General features: G+C 64.9%; 14 protein-coding genes, 1 tRNA gene and 1 pseudogene. 5 read left to right on the top strand and 11 right to left on the bottom strand.

Going from position 1 to position 17,322, the window contains the following annotated elements; all coding sequences use genetic code 11:
• Nucleotides 1-4: 4 nt before the first annotated feature.
• Nucleotides 5-301 (bottom strand): annotated as a pseudogene (locus MESOP_RS04670) (type II toxin-antitoxin system RelE/ParE family toxin); the annotation flags it as partial.
• A gap of 239 nt (nucleotides 302-540) precedes the next feature.
• Nucleotides 541-963 carry a metallopeptidase family protein gene (locus MESOP_RS04665; RefSeq protein ID WP_013892171.1) on the bottom strand — a complete coding sequence of 141 codons (423 nt, stop codon included), beginning with the start codon at nucleotides 961-963 and terminating at the stop codon, nucleotides 541-543.
• A gap of 182 nt (nucleotides 964-1,145) precedes the next feature.
• Between MESOP_RS04665 and MESOP_RS36090 the strand changes: the two genes are divergently transcribed.
• From MESOP_RS36090 to MESOP_RS04650, 3 genes are read left to right on the top strand one after another with little or no spacing between them, the layout of a single operon-like run.
• Nucleotides 1,146-2,273: an ImuA family protein gene (locus MESOP_RS36090; protein WP_041163994.1), complete on the top strand. Its 1,128-nt coding sequence runs from the start codon at nucleotides 1,146-1,148 to the stop codon at nucleotides 2,271-2,273.
• Nucleotides 2,215-3,693 (top strand): DUF6504 family protein, encoded by a 1,479-nt coding sequence (locus tag MESOP_RS04655; protein ID WP_041163993.1) that lies wholly within the window; start codon nucleotides 2,215-2,217, stop codon nucleotides 3,691-3,693. Before MESOP_RS36090 ends, MESOP_RS04655 begins: the two co-directional genes overlap by 59 nt.
• Complete coding sequence (locus tag MESOP_RS04650; protein ID WP_013892169.1) at nucleotides 3,690-7,046, top strand: error-prone DNA polymerase; 3,357 nt, start codon at nucleotides 3,690-3,692, stop codon at nucleotides 7,044-7,046. The genes MESOP_RS04655 and MESOP_RS04650 overlap by 4 nt, the downstream gene beginning before the upstream one ends.
• A gap of 533 nt (nucleotides 7,047-7,579) precedes the next feature.
• Here MESOP_RS04650 and MESOP_RS04645 read toward each other — a convergent pair.
• The 4 genes from MESOP_RS04645 to MESOP_RS04630 form a co-directional block, all read right to left on the bottom strand.
• On the bottom strand, nucleotides 7,580-7,819 hold the full coding sequence (locus tag MESOP_RS04645; RefSeq protein WP_013892168.1) for a Trm112 family protein: 240 nt from the start codon (nucleotides 7,817-7,819) through the stop codon (nucleotides 7,580-7,582).
• A 164-nt stretch (nucleotides 7,820-7,983) separates the two neighbouring features.
• Nucleotides 7,984-8,655, bottom strand: a complete 672-nt coding sequence (locus MESOP_RS04640; RefSeq protein WP_013892167.1) for an LON peptidase substrate-binding domain-containing protein — start codon at nucleotides 8,653-8,655, stop codon at nucleotides 7,984-7,986.
• 113 nt (nucleotides 8,656-8,768) lie between these two features.
• Nucleotides 8,769-9,794: a thioredoxin gene (gene trxA / locus MESOP_RS04635; RefSeq protein WP_013892166.1), complete on the bottom strand. Its 1,026-nt coding sequence runs from the start codon at nucleotides 9,792-9,794 to the stop codon at nucleotides 8,769-8,771.
• 84 nt (nucleotides 9,795-9,878) lie between these two features.
• The gene (locus MESOP_RS04630; protein ID WP_013892165.1) at nucleotides 9,879-10,376 is read right to left on the bottom strand and encodes a prolyl-tRNA synthetase associated domain-containing protein; all 498 of its coding nucleotides are present in this window, start codon (nucleotides 10,374-10,376) and stop codon (nucleotides 9,879-9,881) included.
• Nucleotides 10,377-10,589: 213 nt separating this feature from the next.
• On the opposite strand from MESOP_RS04630, the gene MESOP_RS04625 reads away from it, so the two are divergent.
• Nucleotides 10,590-10,664: transfer RNA gene (locus MESOP_RS04625), tRNA-Gly, on the top strand.
• Between the two features lie 156 nt (nucleotides 10,665-10,820).
• Here MESOP_RS04625 and MESOP_RS04620 read toward each other — a convergent pair.
• Both MESOP_RS04620 and MESOP_RS36720 read right to left on the bottom strand, forming a co-directional pair.
• Complete coding sequence (locus MESOP_RS04620) at nucleotides 10,821-11,597, bottom strand: hypothetical protein (RefSeq protein WP_049802341.1); 777 nt, start codon at nucleotides 11,595-11,597, stop codon at nucleotides 10,821-10,823.
• Nucleotides 11,564-11,698 carry an excalibur calcium-binding domain-containing protein gene (locus MESOP_RS36720; RefSeq protein ID WP_425339702.1) on the bottom strand — a complete coding sequence of 45 codons (135 nt, stop codon included), beginning with the start codon at nucleotides 11,696-11,698 and terminating at the stop codon, nucleotides 11,564-11,566. Before MESOP_RS36720 ends, MESOP_RS04620 begins: the two co-directional genes overlap by 34 nt.
• A 42-nt stretch (nucleotides 11,699-11,740) precedes the next feature.
• On the opposite strand from MESOP_RS36720, the gene MESOP_RS04615 reads away from it, so the two are divergent.
• Nucleotides 11,741-12,985 (top strand): M24 family metallopeptidase, encoded by a 1,245-nt coding sequence (locus tag MESOP_RS04615; RefSeq protein ID WP_013892163.1) that lies wholly within the window; start codon nucleotides 11,741-11,743, stop codon nucleotides 12,983-12,985.
• Between the two features lie 205 nt (nucleotides 12,986-13,190).
• Here MESOP_RS04615 and MESOP_RS04610 read toward each other — a convergent pair whose 3' ends face one another.
• From MESOP_RS04610 to MESOP_RS04600, 3 genes are all read right to left on the bottom strand, one after another.
• Nucleotides 13,191-14,627, bottom strand: a complete 1,437-nt coding sequence (locus tag MESOP_RS04610; protein WP_013892162.1) for an amidase — start codon at nucleotides 14,625-14,627, stop codon at nucleotides 13,191-13,193.
• Nucleotides 14,628-14,737: 110 nt separating this feature from the next.
• Nucleotides 14,738-15,826: a Gfo/Idh/MocA family protein gene (locus tag MESOP_RS04605; protein WP_013892161.1), complete on the bottom strand. Its 1,089-nt coding sequence runs from the start codon at nucleotides 15,824-15,826 to the stop codon at nucleotides 14,738-14,740.
• A gap of 318 nt (nucleotides 15,827-16,144) precedes the next feature.
• Entirely contained in the window at nucleotides 16,145-17,308 is a 1,164-nt protein-coding gene (locus tag MESOP_RS04600) for an ABC transporter substrate-binding protein (RefSeq protein ID WP_013892160.1), read from the bottom strand.
• Nucleotides 17,309-17,322: the final 14 nt, after the last annotated feature.

The following is a 17,322-nucleotide window of genomic DNA, read 5'->3' as shown; positions in this document are numbered from 1 at the left end:
TCCACTAGATTTGCTTGAACCGCGATACGGCAAGATCCAGATCTCGTTTCGCCGTTTGTTGCGTCTTCTTCTGGAAGGCGTGCAGCACATAGATAGCGTCACCTATGCTCGCGACATAAAGCACCCGGAACGCGCCGGCATCGTCACGGACGCGGATCTCCCGCACGCCGGGGCCTACTGTCGTCATCGGCTTCCGGTCGCTTGGCTCAAACCCGAGCTGAACCTTATGCAACTGGACACCCGTTTCCTTGCGCGCCGCTTCTGGAAAATCCCGGAGCTGCGCAAGGGAATCTCCAAGAAATCTAGTCGCTTCACCGGCATGCGAATCTTATATCAAAACTTGTATAATTTAACAAGGCGATGGCGCACGTGATCGGCTCTCGGCCTGCTCCGACGCAGGCTGTATTGAGATTCAGGTCAGGCCGAGTCGAAAATGGTGGTGCCCGAGAACCGGAGCGGAGCGTACTTTTGGGTACGTGAGCACCGGAAGCGCAGGGGATCACCATTTGCAGGCCGGCCTCACCTGAATATCGGCACAGCCTACTCGGCAGCCTCTTCGATCCGCTCCATATCGTCGTCCGACAGGCCGAAATGGTGGCCGATCTCGTGGATCAGCACGTGGGTGATGATGTCGCCCAGCGTTTCCTCGTTTTCGGCCCAGTAGTCGAGCATGGCGCGGCGATAGAGCGTGATGCGGTTCGGGCCTTCGCCGGTCTGCGGGTTCCAGCGTTCGGCGATGCCGCGTCCCTCGAACAGGCCGAGCAGGTCGAACGGGGTTTCCAGCGACAAATCGTCCATGATCTCGTCGGTCGGGAATTCGGCGATCTGAATGACGATCTCGCCGGTCAGCTTGCGAAACTCCTCCGGCAGATGGGCATAAGCCTCCAGCGCCAGGAACTCCAACTCCTCCATCGAGGGTGCAAGTTCGCCGTGCCAGGTGCGGGTTTTGTAGATGCGAGCCATGCTTTGTCCTTTGATCCCGGCATATAGGCTTTCGCACCGGAATCGGCAAACGGTGCGGCCGGTGCGCCCCGCGCTTGCGGATAGCCAGGAATAAATTCCTTGTGACTCTGCTTGACTCTTCGGACCGCCTCTGGAATCTATTAGAACATAACAGGAACAATTGTGAGTGGAAGCTGACCGTCATGGCGATGACCGCCGTGGCGCGGGAGACTGTTTTTGCCCTGCGCCGCCAGATTGCGAAGATCGAGGGAACCCTGCCCGAGCGCCTGCAGGCGCCGGCTGCCGCGCCCCTTGGTGCTGGCGCCAGCCCCGATCCCGTCTCCAACCTTGATCTCACGCCCGCCGATCTCACCTCCAGCCTTGATCTTACGCCCAGTCTTGATCTTACGCCCAGTCTTGATCTCACCATCGTCCGCCGCGGCCTTGCCGCGGCGCCGCCGGATGCCTTCCTGCCGATCGGCGTCGGCCGCCTCGATGCGGCCCTGAGCGGCGGCCTGCCGAAAGCCGCGCTCAGCGAAATCCATGGCCTGGAAACCCGCGATGCCGGGGCCGTCGCCGGTTTCGCCCTGTCGCTCACCAGCCTGATCCTCAAGCAGGCGCAAGGGCTGCCCATCTTATGGATCGGCACCACGGAAATCTTCCGCGAGGCCGGCTTTCCCTATGCCAGGGGACTGCATGCGTCGTTCGGCATCGAGCCGGAGCAATTGCTGTTTTCCGAGGCGCCCAGGCTTGTCGATGCGCTGTGGGTCGCCGAGGAGGCCGCCAGGATGACGGCGCTCGCTGCTGTCATCCTGGAAATCCGCGGCAATCCGCAGCGGCTGGACCTGACCGCGACGCGCCGGCTGCATGCGCGGGCGATGAGTGCCGGCCGGCCGGTGTTCCTGCTGCGGCAGGCGGCAGAGCCCGAGCCGACGGCGGCGCCCGTCCGCCTTATCGTCGCGTCGGCGCCGGCGGTGCCGCGCGCCACGGTCGCCGGGCCGCTCGCCGGTTCGATCGGCCGTCCGGCCTTCACCATCACCATCGGCAAGAGCCGCACGGCCCTGCCTGGACAATTCACACTGGAGTGGAACCCCGATGAACGCGGATTCGATGAAAGAGCGGGCGACGAAAGAAGGCGCGAAAGAGACCGGGCAAAGGATCCTGTCCCTGTGGTTTCCCTATCTGGCGGTGGAAAGAATCCTGCGCCATCGTCTGGGGCGGTCCTGGCGTTCCCGGCCTTCGGATCACCTGACGCCATCTCACCCGCCGCTGGTGATCAGCCACCGCCAAGGGAACGCACAGCGTATCTCGGCCCTCGACGAGCGGGCTGAGGCGCTGCACCTGAAACGCGACATGGGCATTGCCGACGCGCGCGCCATGTACCCGTCGATCGACATCGTCGAGGCCGATCCCGAGGCCGACCGGCGCCTGCTCGAAGGCCTTGCCGACTGGTGCGACCGCTACACCCCGCTGGTGGCGATCGACGGCACCGATGGGCTGTTTCTCGACGTCACTGGCTGCACCCACCTGTTCGGCGGCGAACGCGCCATGCTGGACGACATCCTGTCGCGCTTCTTCCATCAGGGTTTTGCCGTCCGTGCCGGGCTTGCCGCGACACCGGGCGCGGCCTGGGCGGCGGCGCGCTTCTGCGGCGACCGCATCGTCGTGTCAGGCGAGGAGGAGGCCCTGCTCGCGCCCCTGCCGCTGGCCGCACTGCGCATAGCGCCGGAAACCCGCACCAGCCTGGAAAGCGTCGGCCTGCGCACGGCGGGCGCCGTCATGGCGGCACCGCGCGCCCCGCTTGCCCGCCGCTTCGGCGGCTCGCTGCTTCTGCGCCTCGACCAGGCGCTTGGCCGTCTCGACGAAGCGGTCTCGCCGCGCCTTCCCATCGCGCCGCTTTCGGTCGAGCGCCACCTCGCCGAGCCCGTCACCCTGACCGAGGAGATCGAGCGGCTGGTGGGCATGCTGGCGACGACCTTGAAGGCCGATCTCGAGCGCCGCGGCGAGGGTGCCCGGACGCTGGCACTGCTGCTCTTTCGCGTCGATGGCGCCGTCAGCCGCATTGCGCTCGGCACCTCGCGGCCGATGCGCGATCCCCGGCTGATCCAGAAACTCTTCCATGAAAGGCTGGCCGCGCTCGAGCAGCATATCGATGCCGGCTATGGTTTCGACCTGGTGCGGCTTTCCGTGCTGGCGGCCGCCGCCTTCGACATGCAACAGGCCGATCTGACCGGCGAGGTGAGCGACGACGGCGCCGATATCGCGCTGTTCGCCGACCGCATCCGCGCCCGGCTCGGCGAGGGCGCCGTCCTGCAGCCTGTCGTCGTCGAAAGCCATCTGCCGGAACGCGCTGTCGCGACCATCCCCTTCACCGAGGCCCCGCGCCGGACCACGCCGCCAAGGAAACCGGACAGGTTGCAGGCGCCGATGACCATCTTCCCGCCGGAACGGCCGATCCGGCTGTTCCGCGCGCCCGAGCCGATCGAGGTGCCGGCCACCGAAATGCCCGAGGGACCGCCGCTGAATTTTCGCTGGCGGCGCGCGCTCTACCGGGTGACGCGTGCCGAGGGGCCCGAGCGCATCGCCGCCGAATGGTGGCGCGAGGCGTCGGACGATGCCGCGGCATCGACACGCGACTATTTCCGCATCGAGGATGCCGACGGCCGCCGCTACTGGCTCTACCGGCAAGGGCTTTACGGCGGCGCCTCGCAGATCCCGCCGCGCTGGTTCATGCACGGGATCTTCGCATGAACGCGCTGACCGTCATCCCCTATGCCGAGTTCGGCATCCAGTCGAATTTCTCTTTCCTGCGCGGCGCTTCCAAGCCGGAGGAGCTGGTGGTCGCGGCCAAGCTGCTGGGCTTCTCCGCGATCGGGCTTGCCGACCGAAACACGGTGGCCGGCGTGGTGCGCGCCTGGCAACAGGCCAAGGTCGAAAAGCTTTCCTACCATCCCGGCTGCCGGCTGGTCTTTTGCGACGGCACGCCGGACATCCTTGCCTATCCCAGGAACCGCAAGGGCTGGGGGCATCTGTGCCGCATGCTGACGCAAGCCAACCTGCGTGACGAGACCGAAAAAGGCGCGACGTTGCTTCAGCGCAGCGATCTGCTCGAATGGGGGGACCTTATGTCGCTCGCGGTCCTGCCTGATCCGATGGCGGGCGCTGAAGACAGTCTCGCCCTCATCCGCCAGCTCAAGGACCGCTTCGGCAGAGCCCTGCGGCTGGGCGTCTCGCCCGATTATGCCGGCAATGACCGTTTCCGGATCGAACAGGCGGCGGCGTTTGCCGAGAGTGCCGGCATCCCGCTGATGGCGACCAACGACGTTCTCTACCACACCGCCGAGCGGCGGCCGCTGCAGGACGTGCTGACCGCGATCCGCCTCAACACGCCGGCCGCCGAGGTTGGGCTGCAGCTCACCGCCAATGCCGAGCGCCATCTGAAGCCGCCGATGGAGATGGCCCGCTTGTTCCGCCGGCATCCGCAGGCGCTGACCGAGACCTTGCGGTTCGCGGAAGAGCTGACCTTCTCGCTGAGCGATCTCCAATACAACTACCCCGACGAGCCGACGGAATCGGGTCTCGGCCCACAGGCGGAGCTTGAGAGACTGGCGCGGGAGGGAGCCGCCAGGCGCTACCCGGCCGGAGTGCCTGCCTCCGTGATCAAGCGCATCGGGGAAGAACTCGCCCTCATCGAGCGCCTCAACTACGCCCGCTATTTCCTCACCGTCCACGACATCGTCAAATACGCCCGCAGCCAGGACATACTGTGCCAGGGCCGTGGTTCGGCCGCCAATTCGATCGTCTGCTTCTGCATCGGCATCACCGAAGTCGGGCCGGACAAGATCGATACGCTGTTCGAACGCTTCATTTCCGAGGAGAGGAACGAGCCGCCCGATATCGACGTCGATTTCGAGCATGAAAAGCGCGAAACCGTCATCCAGTACATCTACGAGAAATACAGCTCCAAGCGCACCGCGCTGGCCGCAGCCGTCATCAGCTATCGCGGCCGCTCGGCGCTGCGCGAAGTGTCGAAGGCGATGGGCCTGTCCGAGGATGTCAGGGCGTCTCTGTCCGGCTCGATCTGGGGCTGGTCGACCTCCGAGCTTGGCGAGAAGGAAGCCCGCGCCGGCGGCCTTGACCAGACCGACCCCGTATCGAGGCACGTGATGGAACGCGCCAACGAGATCATGGGCTTTCCCCGTCACCTCTCCCAGCATGTCGGCGGTTTCGTCATCACCCGGGACCGGCTCGATGAGATCGTGCCGATCGTCAAGACGGCGATGGACGAGCGCAAGATGGTCGAATGGGACAAGGACGATCTCGACGCGGTGAAGATCCTCAAGGTGGACATCCTGGCGCTCGGCATGCTGACCTGCCTGCAGCGCGCCTTCACCTTGCTTACGGAGCACTATCCGAAGGCGCGGGATCCGTATGGGCAGCCCTATGTGCTGGCCACGCTGCCGCCGGAGGACAAGCAGGTCTACAAAATGATCTGCCGCGCCGACACGATCGGCGTCTTCCAGATCGAATCGCGCGCCCAGATGTCGATGCTGCCCAGGCTCAGGCCACAAAATTTCTACGACCTCGTCATCGAGGTGGCGATCGTGCGGCCCGGCCCGATCCAGGGCGACATGGTCCACCCCTATCTGCGCCGCCGCCAAGGCAAGGAGGAGGCCGAGTATCCCAAGCCGGAACTAAAAGAGATCCTCGGCAAGACGCTGGGCGTGCCGTTGTTCCAGGAACAGGCGATGAAGATCGCCATCGTCGCCGGCGGCTTCAGGCCGGGCGAGGCAGACGAATTGCGCCGCGCCATGGCCACCTTCAAGCGCACCGGCACCATCGGCAATTACCGCCAGCGCATGATCGACGGCATGATGGGCAAGGGCTACACGAAAGACTTCGCCGAACGCTGCTTCAAGCAGATCGAGGGCTTTGGCGAATACGGCTTTCCGGAAAGCCACGCCGCCTCCTTCGCCTTGCTCGTCTATGCCTCCTGCTGGTTCAAGACCTTCTATCCCGACGTGTTCTGCGCTGCGATCCTGAATTCGCAGCCGATGGGCTTCTACCAGCCGGCGCAGCTGGTGCGTGACGCGCGCGACCACGGCGTCGATATCCGCGAGGTCGACGTCAATTTCTCCACCTGGGATTGCACCCTGGAAGAAGCGCCTTTCGACCCGGCCCGCATCCTGCCGCGCCATGCCGAAATGCGCGGCGTCATCGAGACGGCCCATGCCGTGCGGCTTGGCTTCCGACAGATCAAGGGACTTTCCAAGGAACGCATGGAGCAGTTCGTCACAAGGCGTGGCGACGGTTACTTGTCCGTCCGTGACGTCTGGCTGCGCTCCGGCCTCGATGTCGACGAGATCGAGCGGCTGGCGCAGGCCGATGCCTTCCGCTCGCTCGGCCTCGACCGACGCGACGCGTTGTGGGCGGTGCGCGCGCTGGACGGCAAGAGTGCCGCCGAGAAGCTGCCGCTGTTCGACCAGCCGGCCCTGCGCCTGCGCGAGCTGGAACCCGAGACCAAGCTGCCGAAAATGCCGCTCGGCGAGCATGTCATCCACGACTACCGCTCGCTCGGCCTGTCGCTCAAGGCGCATCCGGTGGCCTTCCTGCGCGGACGGCTCGACCGCGCCGGCGTCACGCCCAATGCCAACCTTTCTTCCGTGCGCGACGGCAGGCGGGTCTCCGTCGCCGGCCTCGTGCTGGTGCGCCAGCGCCCCGGCAAGGGCAACGCGATCTTCCTGACGCTGGAGGACGACAAGGCCGTCGCCAACGTCATCTTCTGGGAGAGAACCTTTACCCGCTTCCGCCCCATCGTCATGGGCGCGCGGTTCGTGAAGGTCAGCGGGAAATTGCAGTCGGAATCCGGTGTCGTCCACATCGTCGCCGAGAAGATCGAGGACCTGACGCCCTGGCTGACCGTGCTGCTGGAGAAGGTCAGCCAAGCGGGAGCGCCGGACGCTGCTTCTCAGGGGCACGTCTCCAGGGATGGTGCGGATCGCGATGGCCGCCCCGCGCTGCGCAACGCGCCGATCAAACAGGATCTCGCGGCGTTATCCGGAGAAGCGGAACAGGTCATGCCCAAGGGGCGCAATTTTCAGTAGCTGCTCCACAGTGCCGGCCATCCGAAAAGCGCCGCGACCCCCCGCGCACCTCTCCCCCACTTGGGCAGGGCACAAGGGTTGGCGAGTTTGCGCCTTTCCTCTCCCCCGTCGATCGGGGGAGAGGTGTCGAGCGAAGCTCGACGGAGTGGGGGTCGACCTTTCGTTGAAGCAATGTTTCCGACTGATCGCTGCTTGCCTTGCTCGCCAGGGTGTTCCTGCCTTGCGGCGACCGCGCGTTTGGCGAATGCCTTCCCCCACTCCGTCGCTGCTGCGCAGCGCCACCTCTCCCCCCTCCGGAGGGAGAGGAAGGGCGCCCAGGTTGGCGAACTCGCGCCTTTCCTCTCCCCCGCAAGGAGGTGTTTGGACCGTGGACATCGCGAACAGGGGGAGATCAGCAGCTCCTGCAACGCTGGAGATTGGCGAAAGCGAGGACGACAGCCAATCTCCCTCCTTGTGGGGGAGATGGCCGGTAGGCCAGAGGGGGGTGCTGTCCCGCCAGCCTCTGGCAATCTTCTCGTCGCATATGTTCGAACCTACGATGTCCCACCCAATTTCGGCGGCGACAGCACATCCTCCGCCGAAATCGTCCGCGCCTCCGATGGCAGCATGATCGGGATGCCGTCGCGAACCGGATAGGCGAGCTTGGCGACCCGAGAGATCAGCTCGCCCCGCTCCGGATCCCAGGCGAGCGGCCCCTTGGTCAGCGGGCAGGCCAGGAGTTCCAGCAGCTTGGGGTCGACAGTGCTCTTCCTTCCGTCACGCCCATCCGCCATCGTGCCTCCTCCAGCTTCGCGCCGAAGATGTGTTGATATCCGGGTCAGGCCGAGTCGAAAATGGAGGCTTGCGAGAACCGGAGCGGAGCGTACTTTCGTACGTGAGCACCGGAAGCGCAGCAAGCCGCCATTTGCGGCCGGCATCACCCGGACATCGACCCATCTTACTGCAAGCTCGAGCCAAAATCTTCATTTTCGCGCGCCAGCGCCATCTCCGTGATGGCGATCAGCGTTTCGGCGCGCGTCTTCAGGTCCGCCGCTTCGAGCAGCGCCTGCTTTTCGGCCGGCCCGTAGGGCGCCATCATCGAAAGCGCGTTGACCAGCATGGCGTTCTCGGCGCGGCTGACGCTTTCCCAGTCGGCCTCCAGGTCGTTGGCCTGCAGATAGGCGCGAAATGCTCTCAGGAGCGCGGGCCGGTCGATCTCGTCCGCCGCCTGGTCCTCATCAAGGTCGGCGAGGAAAGGCGCCGGCTTGGCCTGGCGAAACGGCGTCTTGACCGTCAGTTCGTGGGTGATGCGGAACCGGCACACGCCCTGCAGCGAAATCAGGTAGCGACCGTCGCCGGTTTCGGAAAAGGCGATGATGCGCCCGGCGCAGCCGACATTGCAGAGCTCCGGCTCGCCATCGTCGCGCAGCGCGCCGTCGAGGCGAGGCTGGATGACGCCGATGAGCCGCGACCCGGCAACCGCCTCGTCCACCATCTGCAGGTAGCGCGGCTCGAAGATGTTGAGCGGCATGCGGCCGCCTGGCAGCAGAAGCGCCCCCTCGAGCGGAAAGATCGGGATCGCTGACGGCAAATCCTTGGCGAGCCGGTAATGCGCGTTTCCCGCTTGCACCTCATTCCTCCGATCGCTTCCACAAGGAAGCGCGTCAACTCTGCCTGGTTTTTCCTATCTGGCGCTTTGGCCTGATCTCGCAAGCCTGTGCGACAAAACAACCGATAACCGGCTCAGGAAAACAGCAGCGACGACAATTTGCGCCGCGCCGCCAGCGTCGCCTCGTCGGCCATGCCCCAAGCCTCGAAGAACTGCAGCAATTGCGTCTTGGCGCCGTCTTCGTTCCACGCGCGGTCGGCCTTGATGATGGCCAGCAGATTGTCCGCCGCCGCCGTGCGCTCACCCCTTGCGTTCTGGATCATGGCCAGATCGAAACGCGCCTGATGGTCGTTGGGATTGTCGGTCAGCCGGCGCTCGAACTCGGCCGGATTGCCAAGCGAAGCGGCTTGCGCCGCCAGCGCGATCTTGGCGCGCACGGCGGCAAGCGCCGGCGCATCCTTCTTGGCCTCCGGTGCCGTCGCCAGCAACGCTTCGGCGCCGTCCGTGTCGCCGGCCTCGAACAGCAACTCGCCAAGCCCGGCGATCGCCTCGATCGTATCCGGCGCCTGCGCCAGCACGGCGTCATAGATGTCGGCGGCGGTCTGCATGTCGCCGGCGTCACGCGCCTCGGTCGCCGCCGCCAGCGCCTCGGCCACGGCCGGCGCGCCATTGCCCTTGCCGCCGACCTTGGTGATGAATTCGGCGATCTGGCTCTCGGGGATGGCGCCCATGAAGCCGTCGACCGGCTGGCCATCCTTGAAGGCGATGACCGCCGGAATGGACTGGATGCCGAGCTGGCCGGCGATCGAGGGATGATCGTCGATGTTCATCTTGACCAGCTTGACCTTGCCGCCGGCGGCCCTGACCGCTTTTTCCAGCTGCGGGGTGAGCTGCTTGCAAGGCCCGCACCACGGCGCCCAGAAATCGACCAGCACCGGCTGGCGGCGCGATTCCTGGATGACGTCGGCGGCGAAGGCGGCGGTCGTGGTGTCCTTGATGACATCTCCAGCAGCAGCGGGACCGGCGGCAACAGGTCCGGCGGGCGCTTCGCCAAGCGCGACTTTCGCGCGCGCGGGCTCGGTTCCGCCATACTGGACCGAGGTCGAATACTGGCCGCCATTGCTGCCGAATGACCCGCCAAACGGATTGTTGTCGCTCATCTCGTCACCCTTTCGGTTGCGCCGCCGGCCCGCGGGTCGGCGCAAAGTCTTCATTGGAAGTCGGTTTCGCCATCCATGTGGCGATCACGCCGAGACTTTCAAGATAGCAGCATCATGCCCGGTTGCCTCGACGAATCTGATCAGGTCGGCCGCCGCGATCGATGTCGTCGCTTCATTGGTCAGCGGATGCGCGTTGATGACGGCATGCTCCATCAAATCCTTGTCGAGCACCAGCTTGACCCGGTTTTGCCTGTCGTTGATGACGCCAAACACGGTAACCGCGCCCGGCGCGACGCCGAGAAGCTCCATCAGCATCTCCGGTTTGCCGAACGAAACCCGGCCGGCGGCGCCGATCAGCTGGTGGATCTGCTTGAGATCGACGACGGCGTCCTCGCCGACGGTGACCAGGAAGAAATTGTCCTTCTTGTCCTTCAGGAACAGGTTTTTGGTGTGCCCGCCGGCGATTTCGCCGCGCAGCGCCTGCGAATCGGCGACCGTGTAGAGGGGTGGATGGCGTATCGTTGAAACAGCGATCCCGAGTTCGGCCAGGAATGCAAAAAGTTCGGCTTCGGTTTTCGGCATCGATCTTCTTCTTCGTCCGTTTGCTTGCCTTGCCGTTTACGGCCAATGAGGCGGCAGACACAAGACCATCGCGCAAGGCGACGGTGAAATCCGCGCCGAGCCGGCGGTTTGCCGGCATCACCCCGGAGCTTGTAAAAAGGCTCGCGATTCCCTGTTGCAATCGCAGCGCTCTTCAGCCATATAGGCCCGGCTTGCGGCCAAGACGCCGTGTGAGCGGGTGTAGCTCAGGGGTAGAGCACAACCTTGCCAAGGTTGGGGTCGAGCGTTCGAATCGCTTCACCCGCTCCAATTTCCTTCCAGGGAATCAAGCATCTACGAAAAGGCCGGGCTGTTGTCCGGCCTTTTCGTTTATCGGGGCGGAAACCGGAAAGCCCGGAAAAGCGGAGCCTTTGGGCGGACCAAAGCCAGGGTGACCAGCAGCGGCCGGCATTTGCACGGATCAGCTCAGAATGTCACGCGAGCCACGATCTTCGCCGGCTTTGCCTGGGGAATTGCGGGCGCGATCGTCTCCGGAACCTGGAAAGCCCTCAAATTCCGTGCCTTGCTGGTCGATCCCGGTATGGCTGCCTCCGCGGCGGCGATGTCCTTCGCGCTGACCTGCAGGGACTTGCAAGCGCCTTTCTGATCCCAAAGGTTCCTGGCGACCACGCTTCCGACGGCAGCCGTTATGGCGTTTGGCGCCACGTCGTTGGGGGCCACTTGTCGAGCCTTGATCAGCGCCTTGATCGCTTCGCCGAGAATTGCGGCGGAATCATCGAATTCTATTCCGCGAACCTGGTCGAACCGCTTCTCGCTGCTGCCGTCCACTATGCAATGGTGAGCGATAAAGACCCAATCATGAATCATATAGGCCGGCGCGTAGCCCCAAGGCGACAGTCCCTTGAAGACCTGCGCGATTTTCGGGATCGAACCGCCATCCGTGTACATGAGACCCGGCTGGATCGTGCTGCCCGGAGCAGACGGATCCGATCGATGGAAGATCAATGGATCTCGTGGGTCGGGCACGAACAGGAAATTTCCGTCGCCCGAGCTGTTGCCCTCACCGACCCACATAACGAAAAGGCTTCCCGACAGCTGACCCGTGGTGAGTTTCTGATAGTCGATTGAACCGCACCCCGCCGCCATGGCGACGAGCAGTCCCAACAGGCCCATGGCTGTCCTTTTCAGGGCACCGGCTTTGTCGATCCTCATGAAATCTCCCCCCTGCGCAAGTTTTGACATGGAATGCCATTGTTGTCTCGGTCGAGCCTTCCGCGAGGCCGCCACGCGGCTGCTCCGCTCAGGGATGATGAAGTTCGAGCAAACGGCTTGATTGTCCGCACCCGCAATGCTCCGTTGCCGCTTCAAGCATGCGGAGAAAGACTATGACCGGCTTTGTCGACCGCCAGCGCGCCGCGCATTTGATGCAACGGGCCGGCATCGCGGCGCTGGTGCTCTCAGCGCCCGAGGCGTTCCACTATGCGACCGGCGCCTGGATCGGCCCGGCGGGCCTGTTCCGGCGCGCCGGAGGCGGCTTCGTCGTCATCCCGGCCCGGCAGGACCTGCCGATCGGCGTCGTGGTCGCCGACTTCAACGCGGCGCAGCTGCGGACCGCCGCGCCCGAGGCGGTCGTGCGCTCGCACCCGATCTGGATCGAATCCGCACCGGTCGAGACAGTATCTCACGGCCTTCCCCTGGCCGGGCGCATCGAGGCGGGCCTCGCCTCGCTCGGCCGCGCGCCGGATTTCTCCCGTCCCGCCACGTTCGACCTCTCCGGTTCGGTGCGCCAATTGCAGTCCCTGCTCGCCGAATTCGGGCTGGCGCGCGCGACGCTGGGCGTCGACCTCGACTTTATCCCCGCCGCCGATTTCGCCGCCATCCAGGCCCTGCTGCCGGATTGCCCGATGGTCGACGGCTCGCCGGTGCTGGATAGGCTGCGGGCCATCAAATCGCAGCGCGAGATCGATCTCCTGCAGCAAGGCATTTTTCTCTCGGAAGCCGGGCTGGAGCGGCTGCAGGTGGATGCGATGGCCGGCATGCGCCAGGCCGATCTCGTCGCGCTCTACCGGCAAGGCGTCGCCGACGCGGCGGCCGGGCTGTCCCATGCGGTGGCGACGGCGGAATATGTGACGCTGGGCGCCCGGGCCAAGGGCGCCGACGCCAAAGCCACGGCCGGCGATCCCTTGAAGTGCGACATGGTCTGCACGGTCGGGTTCTATGCCTCGGACATGTCGCGCAATTTCACCTTCGGGCCGCCTTCCGCCGACCAGGCGGAACTGCACGCCATCGCCGAGCGCGCCTTCGAGGATGGGCTGGCCGCGCTCGTGCCGGGAAACACGCTTGCCCATGTGCACCGGGTGACCACCGAAAGCCTGGCACGGCAAGGGCTGCGCTCCTACCGCCGCGGCCATTTCGGTCACAGCGTGGGTCAATCGGTCTTCTCCGAACAATGGCCGTTCATCGCCGCCGACAGCGATGTCGAGATCGAGGCCGGCATGGTGCTGGCCTTCGAGATCCCGCTCTACATAGACGGCCTCGCCAGCTTCAATCTCGAGGACCAGTTCCTGATCACGCCGGAAGGGCCCAGGCCGATGAACCGGCTGCCGAGGCGGCTGGAGGGGATTGGGTAGGCCGGCACTCTACGGCGCCCCTCTCTGGCCTGCCGGCCATCTCCCCCACGGGTGGGGAGATTGGCTGCCGTGACCGCTTTCGCCAATTTTCAACATTGCAAGAAGACGAGCCGGCGCCGAAACGTCCAATCTCCCCCCTTGAGGGGGAGATGCCCTGCCGGACAGAGGGGGGCGCCACGGAACTCGACGTTGATTGCCTAGCCAACTAACCACTCACCGGCGGCCGCCTCTCCCTCCACGGCATCGCCTGCTCCAACTGCGCCGACGCAGCCAGCACCGTCGCCTCGTCACCATAACGGCCGACCAGTTGCACGCCGATCGGCACGCCGCCTTTCGACCAGCCGAGCGGCAGCGAGATCGCCGGCTGGCCGGAAATGTTGAAGGGGAAGGCAAACACCGCATCCGTCCATTTGGCGTTGTAGGGGTCGATGTCGGTCTCCGACATGTCGTAATAGCCGAACGGCCGTGGCAGCTGCGTCAGCGTCGGCGTGATGAAGAGATCGTAGGCGCTGAGATCGGCGACAATGTCGCGGCCGACCTGCCTGAGCTGCTCGACATCGCTGATGTGCCTGATGCCGCTGGTCGCACGGCCGCGCTCGATAATCGCCCAGGTCACCGGCTCGACGTCATCTGGCGTTACCGGCCGGCCGATCACCGTTTCATGGTAAGCGAAGGTCGCCGCCGTCTGCACGCAGGTCATGTTGGTGTAGGTCGCCCAGACGGCATTGGCGTCGAGCGGCATGTCGTGCTCCTCGACGTCGTGACCCAGCCCTTCAAGCGTCGCGACGGTCGCCAGCACCGCCGCCTTCACCTCCGCGTCGATCGCCGTGCCGTTGGGCGGCGTCACGGAAAAGCCGATGCGCAGCTTCTTCGGCGCCCGCGCCGACAGGATGAGCCAGGAGCCGTCCGGGACCGGCGGCGTATAGGGGTCGCCCGGCAGCGCGCCGGATACCGCGTCGAGATAGGCCGCGGTGTCGCGCACGCTGCGCGAGCAGCACAGGAAATAGGCGCCGCCATACCAGTAGTCGCCGAACGGCGCGAGGCTGACGCGGCCGCGCGACGGTTTCAAGCCAACGATGCCGCAGCAGGAGGCCGGAACGCGGATCGAACCGGCGCCGTCGCTGGCCTCGGCGATCGGCACCATGCGCGCGGCGATGGCCGCCGCCGCGCCACCGCTCGAGCCGCCGGGCGTGATGCCCTCCTTCCACGGGTTCTTCGTCGTGCCGTAGAGTTTCGGCTCCGTGGTGATCGACCAGCCGTTTTCCGGTGCGTTCGACTTGCCGACCAGCACCAGCCCCGCCGCCTTCATGCGGCGCACGACCTCGGTGTCGAAGTCGGCGACGATGTCTTTCAGGTAGAAGCAGGAATTGGTGTTCGGCGCGCCAGTCCAGGACGAGGCGAGTTCCTTGAGCAGGAACGGCACCCCGGCGAAAGGCGCCGATCTGTCGACCGCTTGCGCCTGCGCGCGGCCCATGTCGTAGAGGCGATGGATCACTGCGTTGAGCGCCGGGTTGAGCCGCTCGACCAGCGTGATCGCCGCCTCGACCAGCTCCGCCGGCGAGACCTGGCCACCGCGCACCAGTCCCGCAAGGTCAAGCGCATCGGACTCGGCATAGGTTTTCAGCAGACTGTCGGTGACCATCTTTCTCTCCCTTGCATGTTCCCGCATCGCCAAGGGCGACCCCAGCCGTCGCGGTTGGATCATGCTGTGGTGGGGCTGGTTCCTCCTCCAGCGCCAGCCACCGGATTGCGTCAGGCCAGCTCGACGGTGCGCCCCAGCACGATGCTCTGTTCGGCGGCGAGCACGATGCGCAGGCTGTTGACCGCCGCATCCATCTGCTCGGTCAAATCGAGATCCTCGCGGATGGCGCGCAGGAAGAATGCCTGCTCGCGATCGCACAGTTCCTGATGCCCGGGCTCGTCCTCCATGCTGACGATCTCGTCCGGTTTGGAGAAGTTCTTGTCGCCGTCGACGGAGGCATAGTGGATCTTCAGCGCATCGGTCTTGGTGTGGCGGTCGATGTCGGCCGAATTGGAGACCTCGGCGTCCTTGTCATTGCTCGCGGCCTGGCCGGCGACGATCGACACCGCGCCCTTGGGCCCGACCACGTCCTTCACGAAATAGGCTGTCTCGCTCATCATCGGCCCCCAGCCGGCCTCGTACCAGCCGACCGAACCGTCATCGAAGGTGACGTGCAGGTGGCCGTAATTCTGCTTGTCGGCCTCCGCCCACAATTTGGCGCCGATGCCATGCACGCGCACTGGCTTGGCGCCGGTGAGCTGGCACATGACGTCGACATAGTGCACGCCGCAATCGACGATCGGGATCAGCGAATCGATCAGGTTCTTGTGCCAGTGCCAGGCGGTGCCGCTGCTCTGCTGGTTGAGATTGAGGCGCATCACCAGCGGCTTGCCCAGCGTCTTGCCGACCTCGATGAACTTGATCCACGAGGGATGGACCCGCAGGATATAGCCGAGCACCAGCTTGCGGTTCTTCGCCCGTGCGGCGGCCACGACCTTTTCGGCGTCCTCGATGTTGGTGGCGAGCGGCTTTTCCATGAACACATGACAATTGGCCGCGATCGCCTTCAGCGCATATTCGGCGTGGGTGTTTGGCCAGCTGTTGATCGACACGGCGTCCGGCCTGGTTTCCTTCAGCGCCAGGTCGAAATCCTCGTAAAGCGGATAGCCGGCTAATTCCGCCGGTATCTTCGTGTTGCTCTTGATCGACCGGCTCATGATGCCGACGAACTGAAAACCGTCCGACCGGTGATAGGCGCTGGCATGCGACGCACCCATATTGCCGAGACCCACCACCAGCACTTTTACCTTGTCGGCCATTTCAGCCCTCCTGAATTCTTCATTGAATGTGCGCGGCGATCGGCAGCCGCTCGTATGTCTATCCGGGACAATCACCTTTCCTCTCCCCCGTCGATCGGGGGAGAGGTGTCGAGCGAAGCTCGACGGAGTGGGGGTCGACCTTCGCGCCCACCTAAGGGCTACTTGTTCGCCGGATCGTGCCTATCTTGCGACGACTGCGCGTTTGGCGAACGCCTTCCCCCACTCCGTCGCCGCTACGCGGCGCCACCTCTCCCCCCTCCGGAGGGAGAGGAAAGGAGCCAAGCGGGCCAAGGGCGGCGCTCACCTCGGCGCTGACCCTCACTTCACCGCCGAATCGAACAGATGCGCCTTGATCTTCTCGACATCGAGCGCGGCAAAACCTTCCGACAGCTTGACGCCGTCGGCATCGGCCTTGACCTTGGCCTTGTCGAAGTCGTTGGCCGCGGGAATGAGGTCGTTGGTGCAGACCTCCTCGGCCTTCACCGGATTGGTGATCTGGCCGATCTTGTGGATCTCGTCGAAGAAGCCCTGCCAGCTCGCCATGTCGTGCGAGCCCCAGCCGCCGCGCTTGTCCATGTCGCCACGGAAGACGTTGATCTGCTGCAGGATCGAGGTGGTGCCGAGCTCCGGCCCGAGATTCTTGGCCAGCGTCGGGAACTGCTCGAACACCGCTTCGACGGCCGCGCGTGGATTTTGATAGCCAAACTCCAGGCCCATCGCCCAGCCGCGAAGGTATTTCTCCAGGAATGCCTTCTTGTCGGGATCCTCGAGGTCGGCGGCGCGCACCACGAACGTGTTGGCCGGCAGCTTGGAGTTCTTCACGCCGAGCCAGTATTCGAAGTCGAGGCCCTTGGCGATCCATTCGGCGCGCAGCCCTTCCCATGACAAGGCAGCGTCACCCTGGCCGCCGGCAAGCGCCGTGCCCCAGGTCGGCCAGCCGGCCTCGACATATTTGACCTTCTTGATGTCGACGCCTTGCGCGGCGAGCAGCGGATCGGTGATCGACTGCCAGGCGGCGGAGCCGAGCAAGATGGTCTTGCCTTCGAGCTTCTTCAGGTCGTTCGACCCCTCGCCCTTGCGGAAGGCGATGCTGAACGTGTCGCGCGCGCCCATGTGGAACACCGACTTCAGCTTCATGCCGTTCTGGATGGCGAAGGAGAACACGCCGGGCGACGGGAAGCCCATGTCGGCCTGGCCGACATCGACGAACTTCACGGTCGCGGTGCCGTCCGACGGCCCCGGCTGCATGTCGGTCTCCAGCCCGTCGAAATAGCCGGCCTTCTTGGCCGCCCAGTAGGGATAGTCGTCGAGCACTTCGAGCGTGCCGCGCGGCGATATCCAGGTGAATTTTCCATAGGCCTCGGCCTTCGCCTTGAAGCCAGTGGCGCCGAGCGCCGTCGCGGTCACCAGGCCGGCGCCGGTCACCTGCAGGAAAGTGCGGCGGCTCATTCCCGCCTGGCGGATGAAATTGTCTCTGGTCATGGCATTCCCCTTTT

The organism is Mesorhizobium opportunistum WSM2075, from assembly GCF_000176035.2.
GTDB lineage: Bacteria > Pseudomonadota > Alphaproteobacteria > Rhizobiales > Rhizobiaceae > Mesorhizobium > Mesorhizobium opportunistum.
The sequence above is the reverse complement of the archived record's forward strand: the minus strand, read 5'-3'. Positions and strand labels throughout refer to the sequence as shown.